Below are 15,747 nucleotides of genomic sequence, written 5' to 3' on the forward strand. Positions count from 1 at the left end.
TGACTAATGCCCCGGAAATCCTGTAAAACAGGCACTTCCGGGATACACAAGACAGGACAAAAATCGACTTCCATTATCAAGAGGTGAGTGCTAATTTTTTTACAAAGAATTTCGCCCGTAAAATGAAAAACTAATTTTCATCTTTAGCCCTTTATGTTCTTTTGTTGGAAGGTGTTTCTTTACGAGCTCAAGTTTCAACTCCTTACTATACTGTTTCCTAGACATAAAAATATGCTCCTCATATGATAGATTTTTGGATATTTCCATTGTCTACCATATGGGGAGTATATCAATCCAACGGTTTTCAGTGCTTTTTTCATATTACTTTATTGAATATCCCTCATTCTGCCTATATAAGTGAAACTTAGCGAAACTTAAATTAAATCTCTTTCAGACAATTCAATTTGGATATTCACCAACTGTGGATTATTTCTCAGTGCACCAGTTTCCAACTTACCGCCTGCTGCCTTGCATCCACAAATCTCTTATAAATACCTTCCTGTTTCATTAATTGCTCATGTGTTCCCTGCTGTGCAATTCTTCCTTTTTCAACAACCACAATCTGGTCTGCATGTCTGACTGTTTTTAATCTGTGGGCAATCATAATAATCGTTTTTTCCTTTGTAAGTGCATCTACTGCATCCATCAGCTCCTTTTCATTCTCCGGATCAACATTGGCTGTTGCCTCATCTAATATAACGATTGGTGCGTCCTTCATGATCGCTCTGGCTATGGAAATACGCTGCTTCTCACCACCGGAAAGTGTGGCTCCTCCTTCTCCGATCACTGTGTCATATCCATTCGGAAGTTTGCTGATGAAATCATGACAACATGCTTTCTTCGCCGCTTCCACCACTTCCTCATGACTTGCATCCTGGCGTCCGAATTTAATATTATTCTCAATGGTGTCTGCAAACAAATACACCGACTGAAACACAAATGAGAAATTACGCATCAGACTGTTCATGCTGTAGTCTTTTACATTCACACCTCCAAGTGTCACTTCCCCGGAATCCACATCCCAGAACCTGGCAATCAGATTGCAAAGTGTTGATTTTCCTCCACCAGATGGTCCAACGATTGCTGTCGTCGTTTTCTGCGGAATAGAGAGCGATATATCATCAATGATCTTCCGTTTGTCATAAGAAAACGAAACATTAGAAAGTCTGATATCGTAATTTTCCGGCTGTATTTCTTTACCGTCGATATCCATGGTATCCAGCTCCAATATTGCATTTGCTTTATCTACACATACGCTTACCACATGTAAAAGAGATGAATAATTCCCTGCACATTCCAGACTGGCATAAAGCATAAATGCTGAGATTGTCATACCAATTGCATAGACCGCACTCATAGTTCCATTAATATAAAAATATGCACTGCATGCTACGATCACAGCACCTGTAATTTTAGTTATCACACTTTGCAGAAAATGATAGGGCACAAACAGCATTTCCATCTTTGTATTGATCTTTTCACATGCTTCATTTGCATCATTTAATCTTTTCGCCTGTTTCCCAAGCAAGTTATATGATTTAACTTCTGATATTCCCTGCAGATACTCCATGATCTGGTTTACAAGCTCCGTATCGCATACCACTTTTTGCTCTGAATCTTTTTTACCCGCATTCTGCATCACAGAATTGACCCCAAAGAAAATAAGTACTCCTGCTGCAGCTATCAGTCCGATTCTCCAGTCAAAAAGAAACAGCATAAGAATGATCATGGATGTTTCCAGAATTCCCTGCATGGTCAGCATAACCACTCTCGCAGCTACATCGCCAAGTGTTTCCATTGTATTCGTCGTAATAGAAGAAATTTCCCCGATGCTGTTGGCATTAAAATATCCCATCGGCAAATAACGCAGATGTTCTGCAATCTTGATTCTCATAAAAGCACTTGCATTATATCCTCCCTCTGTCTGAAGCACTGTAGAGTATCTCTTGCAGATTACGTCGACTACAATTGCAAGAACCATAATCGCAACGGAGCCTCCAATATATTTTCCTGTCGGTTTCCCACTCAGCAGACCAATCAGTATGTACATAATAGCCGGAATCTTCATTGCTGAGGCAAGAGCCTCTATGAGTCCGATCACTATCGACAGTTTAAATTTATTGCCATTTTCCCTGCCTGAAAAACGAAAGAATTTTGCCAGAATCCCAAACATATCATTCTCCCTCCTTCACCGTATCTTTTACAGAAATATGGGCATTCCACATTTCCTTATAAAGCGGGCATGACACCAGAAGTTCCTCATGTGTGCCATGTGCTGTTACATTTCCATCATTTACAACAAAAATCTGATCACTGTCCTTAATGGTAGATAGCCTGTGTGCAATTACGATCAGTGTCTTCCCTGCTACCAGTTTTGCGATAGAATTCTGCAGAATCGCCTCGTTTTCCGGATCCGTGTAAGCAGTTGCCTCATCAAGGATCACGATCGGAGCATCCTTCAGCATCGCTCTTGCAATGGAGATACGCTGTCTCTCGCCTCCTGACAGATGTCCTCCTGCACCCCCTACAACCGTATCAAATCCGTTCTCAAGCTGCATGATAAATTCATAGCATCCGCTTTTCTTTGTCACCTCGATGATCTGTTCATCTGTAGCCTCCGGATTTCCCTGCCGGATATTTTCACGGACCGTTTCATTGAACAGATAATTATCCTGTGCAACATATGCAATTTTCCGATTAAAATCTGCAAGCGACATTTCTTTGACATCAACTCCACCGATTTTAATACTTCCGGAATCCACATCCCACAAGGACGCAATCAGCTTTGCGATGGTCGACTTGCCGCTTCCGGAAGGTCCTACGATTGCATTTACCGTTCCTGCTTTCAGCTCCATAGTTACTCCATGCAGAATCTCTTTGTCGTGATAACCAAATCTGACTTTTTCAAGCGTAACGGAATTATCTTTGGGAGCTCTTTCACTTTTCTCCGGACGTTCAAGCTCCGGCTGTTCCAGAATTCCCGCCACTTCACCGACGATTACTCCAATTTTTCCAAGATCATCTGTGTAAGATCCCACTGTAATCAACGGTCCAACGATTCCAAGTGATAAAATAATACAGATGACAAAATCTGAAATCGCAAGTGTTCCATTGGCTACATAATGTGCCCCAAACGGCAATACCGTAAGAAGCGTATAAGGTGTGACCACCATCATCAGTCCATGAAAAATCGAGCACCGTTTCATCCAGGAAATAAAGGAATCCGCATATTCAAAAGCCGCCTTTGTAAATTTGGCATAAGAACTTTCTGTCTTTCCAAATGCCTTGATTACTTCAATTCCGTCAATATATTCCACTGCCGCATCATTCAGATCTTTTGTTGTCTGAACTGTTCTTTCAAAACTTGGCTTATAATCCAGCATCATTCCAAAATAAGAGAAAAGTCCAACGATAACTGGAACCAAAGACCAGAGTGCCAGTCTCCAGTCTGTCAGAAAGAAATAAATTAAAATCACAACCGGCGCCAGCAGATTTGACGTGAATTCCGGGACAATATGCGCCAGTGTTGTCTCGATACTGTCGATTCTTTCCACCATGATATTCTTAAATGTGCCGGAGGATGTATCCTTTACATAACCAAGAGGTACCCGTGCCAGTTTGTCACAGCAGAATTTTCTTATATTTGCGAGTACTGCAAACGTCGCTTTATGCGACAATGCTGTCGAGAGTGAATGAAGCAATTCTGCAATGATAAACGACAATGCGATCAGAACCGCTTTTGCAAGATATGTTTTAAACTCCTTTTCACCATTTAAAAACAGCTTTACTACATCTGCAATAATAAAATACGGCAAAATCTTAAAAATCACATTTCCTATTGCAAGTAACACACTCCATACATAGGCAATTCTTTTTTGTCCGGCCCATGTCAGGATCCAGCTGACTGCCGACTTCTTTTTTTCTTTCACATTTGTTCACTCCTTACTTTCGTTTTATTGTTATTTTTGTTAGTTTAGTCTAACCTATGTATAATAAAATAGGCGGCCTATTGGCATCAGCCACCTGATATTATTATCCTGTCGGATTCTTATTCAGAAATCCAGAACCTGTAACACACATAACCTGTTCAGGATTCTTGCATCCGTTATACCGGAAATTCAATATTCCACAATCGTTCCCAGCCACCTGTATTGAATTCTTTCAGCTGATGCACATTTTTCTTTGCAATCTCTCTATCTATATCATGCTCAATGATCTGAAATACTGATGAAAAAAATCCCGTATAGATCATATGCATAAGGCTTTCCTCTACAATCGGTATTTTCACACCGTTCTCTTTCATCTTTTCCATATAATTCAGGCTGGACTTCATTTCCCGCTCTACCATATTGTGTATGAATAGTTCAAATTTTCCACTGTCTCCGCATTTCAACAATAATCTGAAATTATCATAATGATCATAGATATAATCAACCATCTGTTCCATCCCATCACTGGATGTATCCGACATATTCCTTGTCTGATCACTGGCAGAAAGCTTTTCAAACTCCTCAACGATCTGGTCATAAATCTGATAAATATGTTCCATATAAGGATCCGTCAGTGCATCAAAAAGTGCCTCTTTCGTCGGATAATATTTGTAAAATGCGCCAGTAGTAAGCCCTGCATCTTTTACAATATTTCTTAAAGATGCTCCTGTCAAACCATCTTTCAGAAAATGTTTTCTGGCTGTATCTAATATGTTTTTCTGTGTATCTTCTGCTTTCGTCGACATTCTTTTCGTATCCTCTAAACTTCTTCCCAAAATATAGCAGTGCTATATAACACTGTTATATTTTAACTCATTACAGGAATTTGTCAAGTCTTGGTGTTTCAATTTTTTATTTTTCTCGTGTATTCAGTTTCCACTCCGCAGATGCTTTCTGCAGTTTTACAAGTCTGTTCTATTCAGACAGATTTTCTTTGCAGAAAAGTTCTATACAGTTCTCAACCATTGTCTGATCATAGTCTGTTGAAATACCTGAGCCAAGCCAGTATGCATAGTCTCCTTCATCATATTTTCCAAGTACCTCCAAATCACTGCCGTAGCGCAATTCAATATGATAGGTTGTATCATTTGTATCTGGTGCTATGCAGAAACATGCTCAGAATTATTTTTCTTTAAATCAAATCCAGTTAATACTAATAATAGTTCCAGAATTTTCACACGAATATAACCATATCTGATTTCTTCAGGAATTTTATACAATTCCAAAAAGATATGTTCTATTGACTGATTTGCCCGTATAATAGTAAAACTATGTGTTTTTGAAATGTTACTAATCTTTTCCAGATTTACAGACAATAATTGCAGTATCCTTTTCATTTCGTCTGTAATCATGGAAAAATCAAGCGTAATGGTAATTCCATGATAACGCGATGTTGGAAACTCTGACACATGCCCAGTTTTTTTCAAAGAACAAAATGACAAGTCTCCTGCCGCTATATAACCATATTCATTTTGTTCAAACACGCATTCGCAACGGCCTTCCATGCAATAGTTTATTTCCATCACACTGGAAGCCGGCTTTTGCTCCTTGTTGCAATACTCCATATGTATATCATTATAAACCAGATCAATTCCTGGAAACACATGATACAATGTAATCATTCCTGTACCGCTCTCATTTTCCAAATGAAAACATTCACAGAATTCCGTATCCTGTACCTTTTTGCAAGCTGATGTACCATATAACTCAATACTGGCAAAAGAATCTGATGATTTTAATTCTATATTCTTATCGGGTTTGGACTTCAATATATTTTCAGCAAGCTCATAAGCATTTTTCATAACTATTTTCCTCTGTACCACATCGCAAATGCCAATTCCGGTAATCGGTCAGTCTCAATAATTGTTTCGAGCATTCTGGCAAATCCCTCCGGATTTTGAATTTGATACTGCATATGGTTGAATCCCTCAAAAACCGGAAAGTTACTGTATATATAAGTCTGCATCACTGCATTTCTGTATTTAAAATGTTCTTCTATACTTCCAAATTCCCAGAATGTATGTTTCTGCAATTCTTCTGACAATTCTGAAAATGGCTTATCTTCCAAACTGTCTGTCAGCTGTCTTCTCAGATTTCCATACGTCAAGTTCTTTCCTGCCTCTATAAAATAAGGTTTAATTTTATCATCGTCACACCACATGATTCTCTTTAGTGTCTTTCCTTTTGACCAATATAAACTTTTCATTGCTATATATAAGAACGGAACCATGATTCTGCGTGTTGCCTTTCCAATCTGTGCAAACTGCCTGCCATCAAAAAAACATGCTTTACCGGTATTTTTATCTCTGTCAGGAATGCCATGGCGAGATCTGCTCCAATCGAAGATGCAACTATAAGTTCTATTTCTTTGATTCCATGGTTCCCCAAAAATCGTACAATCTGTTGTATCTCATCTCTTTTGCTTTGATACCTCTGTCCGGAGCAATACACAGTCGATGTTGGCATAATGCAATAATATTTTTCTGCCATTTTCTCTGCAACCGGCATACTGCTTTCCCCAGTTACTCCCATTGCATGGAAAAACAGAATGACTGAATTTGATTTATTTCCTGTTGTTTTAAATACCACACTTCCACCTTCTGTCTATTTTTTATCTATCTACTCTCTTCCATTTTGCAACAGCATTTCTTACCCGCCAGTCAATATCCAGACGTGCTCTGCGACATTCTTTCGGATGTTTTCTTGCTGCCTGAAATGCCAGTTTCACAAAGAGTCCGGATCCAACCGGGAGCATTGTCTTTAGCATGCTCTCCGGAAAAACGAAATGGGTTCCATGCTCATAAATGACATAATCCAATCTGCATGTGTGTGAATGTTCTTTCATACGCTGCTTCATACGGCGGATATATTTTGCAGTATCCCACAACGCATCATCTTCAGCACCAATTAACAATACTGTTCCATGGATTTTTTCAATCTTGATCATCTCGTCTTCTGTGATTGGGTGAGCCTTTTCAGAATCATCAAATAGTTTTCTTGAATTGATCATATCACCGGTCCGTTTTGTTTCTTTCTCAATCACATGCCAGTGTTCCTGTAGTAGATGCCCCGACAATTCCTATCTTCTGATCACCATGTGCTTTTAACCAATTGATTGCTTTCTCTATACGTTCCAATGGATAATTATGATGTCCATAATCTTTTTTTCCAGGTGACATTGTCATCACATTCACACCGAGTTTATGTAGCCATTTCACGGATGTACGCGCCAGATAATCCTCTGAATCATCCCCGATCATGGCAATCATTGCACAGTCTGATCCTGTTTTGCATTTCCAGTATGCACCATAAAATCCATCTGTTTCCACATCAAAATATCTTTTCTTCATTTGTATCATCTCCTTAATATCGGCCACGTTTCTCCAAAACTATTATTTTGTTTGAGATATTCCGAACGATTTGAATCTTTCCTATCACACGATAAATCGGCATAAGCTTTTTCATTCCTTCAACCAGACTGACTTCCTGTTGAACAGAAAATCCCGGCACAATTCTTTGCAGTTCTGTTCCGTTCTTAACTCCCCATGTGAATTTTGCATTGCTTCCCTCTATGGATTTTTCTTTCACATGGTTTACAACAAAAGGTGACATGGTTTCGACCATTACAGTTACTTCCTGAAATGATTTTTCAATAATAAAAAACATCTTTCTGATATCTTTTTCACACAAATACATTGTAAGCCCTTCGATTATTACCAGAACATTCTCACAGTGATAATCTATATCATCTACATAGGAATCATCCATTGCAGACTTTGCAATCTGATATATCGGACCTGTTTCTGGAAGAAATTGCCGCCTTATCTTCATAGTCTCCGGCAAATCTATATTGTACCAATGCAGATATTTCCCTTTCATTCGATAACATCTGGTATCCAGTCCACATGCAATATTTATAACAATTGTATTTGCATTTTTCTCCAAATATTGCTCAACCATCCGGTCTAATACAATTGTTCTTGCAATCACGCCATAGTTCATGGCTTTATCTTTATCCGCTTTAGAAAAGTCATAATCAAGATTTTTCACAAGTTCTTCTGCAATTTCGTCGTTTATTTTAGCATTTTTCTTTCTTGTTTCTTTTGCTCTTGCATACAGAGTCTGTACCATCGTTTCCGGCACACCTGTCACATTCACTTTTTCTTTCATTATCTGTCGCCTTCCACTGCCTTTCTTACTTCTTCCACCCACTCTGCACTATGACAGCAAAACAGTTCTTCATGCTGCATGTTATGTCTCCGAATATCCGGATTTTTAAAATAAGTACAATATCTCTTTTCATATTTTCTGCCCATCTTTGTTGCGTAAAACACGTGTATCGTAGTTCCCGGCACATCAATTCCATGCTGGACTTTCGTAACCAGATCAGAATAAAACTGATTATAAACACTCTGTTTCGTAATCCATGGATTTCCTCCCTGCTCAATGCCGAACATATTTAAAAATCCATCAATCATTTCTTTCTTTGATTTATCTGCTTCATTTATTTTCTTTTGCATAAATTTAGGCAATTTACCAGTATGTACCATTTTATACATAATCGGCACAACTACAGATGACTGAATTTTCGCCATAAACTGACCAGCTTCATCCATATCACTGCTCCCAATGATGCCATGATCTATATGAATTCTTTTTCGCTGAATCAAAAGGGATACAAAACTTCCTCCAAGGGAACACCCATACGCTGCTTTAATTCTTCCATCATACTTTTTCTTGATTTCCTGCTCAATCTTTTCGCATTCATCTTCCATTGAATAAAATTCTGTTTTCTCATTTGGATCAAATCCATCATAAGAAACTGTTACCGTGTAAAAATAAGAATGTAATCTATCCAGTATATGATCAAAGCTACTATACAGGCAACAGGTACCAGGAAATAAAAATATCACTGGTTTACTACTGTCTCCACTTTCATAAAATTTCATATCTGGCCTCCTTTAGTTTTTTCATATGAGCATAAAATTGCTTATGCAGCTCCCTCATTTCATCTGGTGCCTGCCCGCCTTATGTTCTGGTTTTTCTTATAAAGCAGTCCATTTTTCTTTAAAAACTCAAGTCTTTTACCTCTGGCATAAATACTCGTATCATAACCAGTTTCTGCAAATAAGACCGCATACAAGGATCCAATCACACCTGCACCATAAATCAATATTCTCATAGAAATCCGTCCTCTTTTTCATTTTCAAAAAAACTGCCAGTGTTCATGTTAGCAATTTCTAACTCTCGTTTTCTAAAAAACCGTGTGAATACAAAACTGTAATTCCACACGGTTTCTTTTCTTATGCATTCAGTATATCACTTTTACCTGGTTAATCAACCAAATTTTGTCTTCATAATATTTAAAATTTCATGTTCATGCGCATTATATTCACTGCACTTGGAATGCAATTTATACCCTCATCTGGTCATTAAAATAATAATTTACATGCTCCCCACTTCCTTTCCAGACAGAAAAAGACGCAAGCCATATTCTTATGACTCACGCCTTTCTGCATAACTTACTTTTCTATTCTTCTGTTTCTAATTCCACTCTCTGTAAAATATCTCTTACAATACCTGCATCTTCAATCAGATTAATTCCAAAACATTTTTTACCTGCGTCCTTCAAAGACGCACCAACATGATATACTTGCCAAGTTGCTCCATCTGCTCACCGGATTTATAGGTGAGATTCAGGATCAGATATCCATTTACATTCGTGTACGTTATATAAATAGGACATTCGCAATCCGCTTTCGCTACTTACTCATGAATGCTCTTATCACATTTTCTTTAATCCACTTTCACCATGAGTATTTCATTATTTACTACATTCCATAACAAGCTTCTCACATCTGCCATATCCAAGCTGTGAACTATTCAGACACAACGTATAATTACTGGCCTTTCCCCATTTCTGATCGGTATAAAAATTATAATTCGTCATACGCCTTTTATCTGTATCTGCCATCATTTTGACAGCTTCCTTCTCTCCTACATTATATAACCCCATAATACGCTGTGTTTTTTCCGGCATATCCCCATGGATAAATACATTCAGTACATCATCCCTATCTTTCAGAATATAATCTGCATTTCTTCCGATAATCACACAAGATTCCTTATCAGCCAGTTCTAAGATAACCTTTCTCTGTGCCTCATACACCATGTCTTCTACTGATTTTCCTGTGATATCACGTCCGGCAAATGCATATGCAAACAAGCCTTTTTTCGGAGACAGTTCCGCACTTTCCTGAATATATTCCGGAGATAAACCAGACTTTTCTGCGATCTCATTGATAATGTTTTTATCATAATAAGCGAGTCCCAATTTTTTCGCTAATTCTTCACCGATAAAGCGTCCGCCGCTTCCAAATTCTCTACTGATCGTAATGATTCTTTTTGCCATTTCCAATTCCTCCTTAATTCAAAACATCTACTTTATTTTTTCTGATTCTCTTTAAAAACACATATCCTACAAAACAGGAAACTATTTCCGTGATCGGAAATGCCCACCAGATCAGTGAAACTCCCATCTGATCATTTCTGACAAACATAGAAAAGATTCCAGCCAGCGGCAGGATAATAATAAACTGTCTCAAAAGTGAAATAACCAGCGATTCCACACCACCATCCAGTGCCTGATAAATGCCCTGATAAGCAACATTGATTCCTGCGAACAGGAAACTTATAGAGATCACTCTCATTGCTCCGATAAAATATTCTCTCGACTGTCCCGCATTAAACAGCGTTGCAAATGCCCCAGGGAAAATCTCTGTGATTGCAATTCCCAGAATCATTAGCACAATTGTATAGATCAGACCATATTTGATTCCATCCTGAATTCTCTTCTTACTTCTCATTCCATAAGCAAATGCAACGATTGGGGTGATTGCATCTCGCAGACCAAAAGCAAGAAACAAAACAAACTGCTGTACCTTATAGAACAGACCATAGGCCGTCTGTGCTGACGGATCGAACTTCAGGATCAGGTTCATTACATAAACCATAATGGACATCAGCGCCTGAGCAATGATTGCCGGAAGTCCGATTGCATAGATCTCCTTGATAATTTCGCCATCTGGCTTCATATATTTCGCCCCATGCTCGAATTCCTTATTTAATTTGATATGAAAAATGAACAGTAATACTGCTGATGCTACCTGTCCAATTACAGTTGCGTAGGCTGCGCCTTTCACTCCCATTTCCGGACAAGGTCCAATACCGTAGATCATGATTGGATCAAGGATGATATTTACAACCGCTCCAACCACCTGACCAATCGTGGAATAAAGAGAACGGCCTGTTGCCTGAAGTAACTTTTCAAATAGAGAAAAGAAAATAATACCAAAAGAAATCACGCAGCATATCCTCAGATAGCTGACCCCCATCTCAAGTACTTCTGTATCTACTGTCTGCGATGAAATATATGCTTTCACCCCAAAGATACCAAACAATAAGCAGACCACATAAATGATCACTCCCAGAAACAGACTGTTTCCTGCTACCTTTGCAGCTTTTTTACTGTCTCCCTGTCCAAGTGTCCTTGCAAGAAGTGCATTGGTTCCTACACCGGTTCCGATCCCCACTGCCACCATAAGCATCTGCACCGGAAATACCAGTGTCAAAGCATTTAGTGCTGTCTCACTGCCTGCTTTCATATTTCCCACAAATGCACTGTCTACAATGTTATAGACTGCCTGCAATGCCATAGATAGGATCATCGGGATTCCCATTTGGACCATCAGCTTATTTACCGGCATCTCCTTCATCTTGTTGCTTTCCGCCATTTTGTTTTAACTCCTTTCTTTTTAGCACAAAAAAAGTGCGCACCTTGTCATATAAGCTGGACTTACGCTGACACGCTACACACTTTTTCATGGCGATATTCATTTTTGCAAAATGAAAACGAGTAGCCGGTAAACTGGATTTACGCTTACTTGCTACTCGTTTCTTGTAATTATATTGCCTCTTTTTCAAAAAGTCAAACAAAATTTTTCTTACATTGCCGCAACCAACTTTCCCGCAGTAAGTGCAGCTCCATATGCAGCCTCTTCTTCATATTCAGGAATCTCCATCGGCATTTTGAACATTTCTTCTGCCAGTCTTCTCATCAGCGGGTTTCGGCGAATTCCGTTTCCGGAGCCAGTCAGGCGTGTGGCCTTTTTTCCGGTGAGCTGACACATCTGCTCATACTGCTCATGCAGTTCGTTAAGGATCCCACAGATCACACCGACCGTCAGTGCACCAGGATGAAAATTCTCTACACCGATCCCTGCGATCATGCCTCTGTGAGACGGATTACTTCTTGTCCCTGAAAAAGCTGTATCTACTTTCCATGCAGCTTCTTTTCCGTATTTTTCAATAAATTTTTCTGCCTGCTCCTGCATCCGGGAATACAGTCTTTCTTCAGTTTCTGCAGCTTCTCTGTAAAACTGTTCCAACATCGCATACGCACGACCACCACACAGGGAAGCTCCCACGAGGATATAGCTGTTTTCGGTACAGGGGCGAAGCTCCACACTGCCGCTGCATTCTATAAACTTCTCTGTCACTAAGGAAACCTGGCTGCCGGTTCCTACATTCAGGAGCACGGTATCTTTAAGATCCCGGACGGAACCAAACAGACTCGCCTGATTGTCACCGATCGATCCCATTACCGGCACACCGGCTCTTGTTTCTCCGATAAAAAAATGTCCCTTTCTTACTTCCGGCAGATAAGAAGTATCTACGCCGGCCTGCTCCAAGGCTTCATACAGAAACTCCTGTTTTCGCAGGTCAAAGCAGCCCCAGCTTGCCGCCATGTCAAGTCCGATAACAGGGACAGTATTTTCACACAGCCGCATAGCAATATAATCACTGATCGTCGTCATCCTTACAGCATCCTTCGGGATCTGATCTTTCTTCTGAAGATAAAAATGTGTCACTACACCATATCCGGACGCCGCCGCACCTACTCCCTGCAAAAGCTCTGCACAGGTTTTTCCGTTTTCCAGCGGAATCTCTCCGCTTCCATCCTGCCAGGTATAGAGAGGACTCACTGCCTTGCCGGAAGCATCCACATACAGCATTCCATGCATCTGCCCTGTAAACCCTATTCCATCTGGCAAACCATTCTCCTTCTGCTGCTTTATAAGAAGCTCCCGGACGATCTCATAGATCCGTTCCGGATCCTGCAGCTTCTGTTCCGGCTTACTGCTCCGCAGAAAAGAATTATGCTCCACTGTTTCCTTTGCAAGCAGCTTTCCCGTTTCTGTATCTGTCATTACGACACTGACTGTTGTTGTGCCGATATCAATCCCCATGATCTTCATCGTCTGTTTCCGTCCTTTTCTGTGATCTTTACTATAGAAAAAAACTGTCATCATATGAGATGATTATATTATCGTTTGAGGATTAATGCTATCTTTTTTGGTTTCCTGCTCAGGTTTCTCGATTCTGAGCATGCGATATCCAATTCCTATGTGCGTCTGGATATATTGTACACCGTTTTTTTCAGGCTCCAGTTTTTTCCGCAGTGTTGCCATAAAAACCCTGAGAGAAGCAACATCGTTTTCCGAGCAGCGTCCCCAGATCTGCTGAGTAATATATGTATGTGTCAATACTTTTCCAACATTACGGGATAAAAGGCAGAGCAACTTATACTCAATGGGCGTCAGATGCAGTTCTCTGTCCTTCAGGAATGTGCAGCCAGCCGTGTAATCTATCTTTAATCCACCATTTTCAAAAACAGATGTTTCCGGCTGTTTTCCTGACTGCGTTATGGCAAGCCGTCTTTGGCTGACACGGATACGCGCAAGTAATTCTTCTACTGAAAATGGTTTTGTGATATAATCATCTGCACCCGCATCCAGTGCCTCTATTTTGTCCATATCTTCACTTCTGGCACTGATCACGATGATAGGCATATTCGACCAGGTACGGATTTTCTTTATTACCTCTACTCCTTCCATATCAGGAAGGCCCAGATCCAGAAGAACGATATCCGGATTGTGTGATGAAGCCTCCAAAATGGCTGAAGCTCCATTTTCTGCAGCCAGATATTTATAGTCATGTGTTTTTAATGTGGTAACGATCAGGTTCCGTATGGGTCTGTCATCCTCAACCACCAGAATTAATGTCTTATTCATTTAATGTCACCTCGCTTAATGGTAAAGTAAAAGTAAAATTACATCCATGCGGAGCATGATCTGAAAGAACCAGTGTTCCATCGTGAGCTTCTATGATAGAGCGGCAAAGTGCCAGGCCAAGCCCCAGACTCCGTTGGCTGTCTGCAACGGTTGTTTTCCCTGTATAAAACATCTCAAAAATATGTGGCTTCATTTCATCCGGGATCCCGGGGCCGTTATCTTCCACGCTTACCTGTGCTTTCCCGGCTTTTTTGAACCCCCGAATGCTGATGACAGAGCCTGACGGCGTATATTTTATCGCATTATCGATCAAATTTACCAGAACCTGTATAATAAGATGCACGTCCATACGTGTAAGAACAAGTTCTTCACAGTCCGCCACGATCTTATACGCATCATGCTTCCGGCCGATATGTCGGAGTGACTCTGCTATTACCTCATCCAAAAGCTGATCCGTAAATTTAAACTTCAATCTTCCATCATTGAGCCTGGTAATGGAAAGCAGATTTTCCACAACTCCGATCAGCCACTCTGAATCCTCATGAATGTCCGTGTAGATCTGATACCTTGTAGCTTCATCCAGACGGTCACTGTTACTGAGAAGCATATCTGCATTTCCGGAAATAGAACAAAGCGGAGTACGCAGGTCATGGGAGATCGCCCGAAGAAGATCGCCACGCAGCTGCTCATTTTTTGCTAAAACCGCATTTTTTTCTTTTTCTATGGCATTTTGTACATTCTCCATTGCAAGTGCACATTCATTTATTACAGACAGCAGGATGCTGTATTCATAAGAGTCCAGTGTTTCTTTCTGCAGAGGGATCCCGATTACGCCATAAACATTATTCCCGCTTCGAATTGCCAGATATAAGCATTTTGCCTGTGAGAAATACTGTGTGGATGCGCCGGCACGCTGTCTGTTTTCATAAGTCCATCTGGCCGCCTGTTGTTCTTCCTGTGTCAGAAAATCCTCTGTGCTCTCTTTTTCCCCGGAAAAAAGCTTTCCTTCTGATAAAGTTCCATTTTCCACAACATATGCCGTGATGCTGCGGTTTAACAGGCGTATCAGCTGTGTACAGGTAACTCCGAGGATTTCTGTCTCACTTTTTGCCTTTTGCAGCAGACGATCCGTATCAAACAGAACCTGTGTGCGAAAGGCAATCTGTGAAGACAGCTTTGCATGCATTTTCAGCTTTGCCGCAAGGGTTCCTGTAAGTACAGACGAAATAAGCATTATGAAAAATGTCACCGGATATCCCACCGCGTATGTCTCAAAAGACATCCTTGGCTCCATCAGGAAAAAGCAAAATAAGAATACACTTAAAAAGGAGCCGGCTACACTGCAAAGATAACCATCTGTCACGATCGAAGTGATCAATACGCCCAAAATGTATATCGTTACAATATTTGTATCTGTAAGATCCAGTTTCTGAAACAGCAGGCCGATCAAAGTGCATACTGCAAATATAAAAACCGTCAGCAAGTAATCTTTTGCAGACGGTTTTTCCACATACCATGCAAATGGCCGTTTCGGATAGGTTCTGTTTTTTACTGTATCCTCCATTTTCAAGCTCATTCTGTCATTCTCCTTCTACTGCTGTTTTCTGGAATTATATCACGCAGCT

15 protein-coding genes and 3 pseudogenes are annotated in these 15,747 nt (G+C 40.2%); all 18 read right to left on the reverse strand.

From position 1 onward, the window contains the following. Positions 1-433 precede the first annotated feature (433 nt). On the reverse strand, positions 434-2,173 hold the full coding sequence (locus tag NCY57_RS00465) for an ABC transporter ATP-binding protein (protein WP_147602941.1): 1,740 nt from the start codon (positions 2,171-2,173) through the stop codon (positions 434-436). Between the two features lies 1 nt (position 2,174). Continuing rightward, on the reverse strand, positions 2,175-3,929 hold the full coding sequence (locus tag NCY57_RS00470; RefSeq protein WP_147602940.1) for an ABC transporter ATP-binding protein: 1,755 nt from the start codon (positions 3,927-3,929) through the stop codon (positions 2,175-2,177). A 176-nt stretch (positions 3,930-4,105) separates the two neighbouring features. Next, complete coding sequence (locus tag NCY57_RS00475) at positions 4,106-4,735, reverse strand: TetR/AcrR family transcriptional regulator (protein WP_195274292.1); 630 nt, start codon at positions 4,733-4,735, stop codon at positions 4,106-4,108. Positions 4,736-5,089: 354 nt separating this feature from the next. Beyond that, on the reverse strand, positions 5,090-5,791 hold the full coding sequence (locus NCY57_RS00480) for a hypothetical protein (RefSeq protein WP_059086030.1): 702 nt from the start codon (positions 5,789-5,791) through the stop codon (positions 5,090-5,092). Positions 5,792-5,793: 2 nt separating this feature from the next. Then, positions 5,794-6,096 (reverse strand): hypothetical protein, encoded by a 303-nt coding sequence (locus NCY57_RS00485; protein ID WP_235812362.1) that lies wholly within the window; start codon positions 6,094-6,096, stop codon positions 5,794-5,796. A 101-nt stretch (positions 6,097-6,197) separates the two neighbouring features. Beyond that, positions 6,198-6,578: a hypothetical protein gene (locus NCY57_RS00490; protein WP_235812363.1), complete on the reverse strand. Its 381-nt coding sequence runs from the start codon at positions 6,576-6,578 to the stop codon at positions 6,198-6,200. A gap of 22 nt (positions 6,579-6,600) precedes the next feature. Beyond that, positions 6,601-7,032: an acyl-CoA thioester hydrolase/BAAT C-terminal domain-containing protein gene (locus NCY57_RS16880; protein ID WP_330638937.1), complete on the reverse strand. Its 432-nt coding sequence runs from the start codon at positions 7,030-7,032 to the stop codon at positions 6,601-6,603. Beyond that, positions 7,025-7,339 carry a hypothetical protein gene (locus NCY57_RS16885; protein WP_330638939.1) on the reverse strand — a complete coding sequence of 105 codons (315 nt, stop codon included), beginning with the start codon at positions 7,337-7,339 and terminating at the stop codon, positions 7,025-7,027. Before NCY57_RS16885 ends, NCY57_RS16880 begins: the two co-directional genes overlap by 8 nt. A gap of 13 nt (positions 7,340-7,352) precedes the next feature. Then, positions 7,353-8,159 (reverse strand): class I SAM-dependent methyltransferase, encoded by an 807-nt coding sequence (locus NCY57_RS00500; RefSeq protein WP_195274289.1) that lies wholly within the window; start codon positions 8,157-8,159, stop codon positions 7,353-7,355. After that, positions 8,159-8,938 carry a hypothetical protein gene (locus NCY57_RS00505; protein ID WP_119234210.1) on the reverse strand — a complete coding sequence of 260 codons (780 nt, stop codon included), beginning with the start codon at positions 8,936-8,938 and terminating at the stop codon, positions 8,159-8,161. Before NCY57_RS00505 ends, NCY57_RS00500 begins: the two co-directional genes overlap by 1 nt. Before the next feature lie 71 nt (positions 8,939-9,009). Then, a pseudogene (locus NCY57_RS00510) lies at positions 9,010-9,171 on the reverse strand (ketopantoate reductase family protein); the annotation flags it as partial. Between the two features lie 348 nt (positions 9,172-9,519). Then, positions 9,520-9,645: pseudogene (locus NCY57_RS17130) on the reverse strand (ORF6N domain-containing protein); the annotation flags it as partial. After that, positions 9,624-9,728, reverse strand: a pseudogene (locus NCY57_RS17135) (TnpV protein); the annotation flags it as partial. The pseudogenes NCY57_RS17130 and NCY57_RS17135, both read right to left, overlap by 22 nt. An 85-nt stretch (positions 9,729-9,813) precedes the next feature. Then, the gene (locus tag NCY57_RS00520; protein ID WP_059086034.1) at positions 9,814-10,401 is read right to left on the reverse strand and encodes a cytidylate kinase-like family protein; all 588 of its coding nucleotides are present in this window, start codon (positions 10,399-10,401) and stop codon (positions 9,814-9,816) included. 13 nt (positions 10,402-10,414) lie between these two features. After that, positions 10,415-11,782, reverse strand: a complete 1,368-nt coding sequence (locus tag NCY57_RS00525; protein WP_195274285.1) for an MATE family efflux transporter — start codon at positions 11,780-11,782, stop codon at positions 10,415-10,417. A gap of 210 nt (positions 11,783-11,992) precedes the next feature. Continuing rightward, positions 11,993-13,306, reverse strand: a complete 1,314-nt coding sequence (locus NCY57_RS00530; protein ID WP_207731328.1) for a sedoheptulokinase — start codon at positions 13,304-13,306, stop codon at positions 11,993-11,995. Between the two features lie 63 nt (positions 13,307-13,369). Further along, a complete protein-coding gene (locus NCY57_RS00535) occupies positions 13,370-14,122 on the reverse strand; it encodes a response regulator (RefSeq protein WP_059086037.1) in 753 nt (250 codons plus the stop codon). Continuing rightward, positions 14,115-15,698 (reverse strand): ATP-binding protein, encoded by a 1,584-nt coding sequence (locus NCY57_RS00540; protein ID WP_173722405.1) that lies wholly within the window; start codon positions 15,696-15,698, stop codon positions 14,115-14,117. The genes NCY57_RS00535 and NCY57_RS00540 overlap by 8 nt, the downstream gene beginning before the upstream one ends. Positions 15,699-15,747: the final 49 nt, after the last annotated feature.

Origin of the sequence: Blautia sp. MB18-30 (assembly GCF_023669475.1) — a bacterium.
Lineage (GTDB): Bacteria > Bacillota > Clostridia > Lachnospirales > Lachnospiraceae > Blautia_A > Blautia_A fusiformis.

Bases quoted from the DNA above. Each gene is read 5' to 3' on its own strand.
- NCY57_RS00475 (WP_195274292.1), bottom strand. From the start codon at position 4,735: ATGTCGACGAAAGCAGAAGATACACAGAAAAACATATTAGATACAGCC.
- NCY57_RS00525 (WP_195274285.1), bottom strand. From the start codon at position 11,782: ATGGCGGAAAGCAACAAGATGAAGGAGATGCCGGTAAATAAGCTGATG.
- NCY57_RS00480 (WP_059086030.1), bottom strand. From the start codon at position 5,791: ATGAAAAATGCTTATGAGCTTGCTGAAAATATATTGAAGTCCAAACCC.
- NCY57_RS16885 (WP_330638939.1), bottom strand. From the start codon at position 7,339: ATGAAGAAAAGATATTTTGATGTGGAAACAGATGGATTTTATGGTGCA.
- NCY57_RS00535 (WP_059086037.1), bottom strand. From the start codon at position 14,122: ATGAATAAGACATTAATTCTGGTGGTTGAGGATGACAGACCCATACGG.
- NCY57_RS00520 (WP_059086034.1), bottom strand. From the start codon at position 10,401: ATGGCAAAAAGAATCATTACGATCAGTAGAGAATTTGGAAGCGGCGGA.
- NCY57_RS00505 (WP_119234210.1), bottom strand. From the start codon at position 8,938: ATGAAATTTTATGAAAGTGGAGACAGTAGTAAACCAGTGATATTTTTA.
- NCY57_RS00530 (WP_207731328.1), bottom strand. From the start codon at position 13,306: ATGAAGATCATGGGGATTGATATCGGCACAACAACAGTCAGTGTCGTA.
- NCY57_RS00540 (WP_173722405.1), bottom strand. From the start codon at position 15,698: ATGAGCTTGAAAATGGAGGATACAGTAAAAAACAGAACCTATCCGAAA.
- NCY57_RS00465 (WP_147602941.1), bottom strand. From the start codon at position 2,173: ATGTTTGGGATTCTGGCAAAATTCTTTCGTTTTTCAGGCAGGGAAAAT.
- NCY57_RS00500 (WP_195274289.1), bottom strand. From the start codon at position 8,159: ATGAAAGAAAAAGTGAATGTGACAGGTGTGCCGGAAACGATGGTACAG.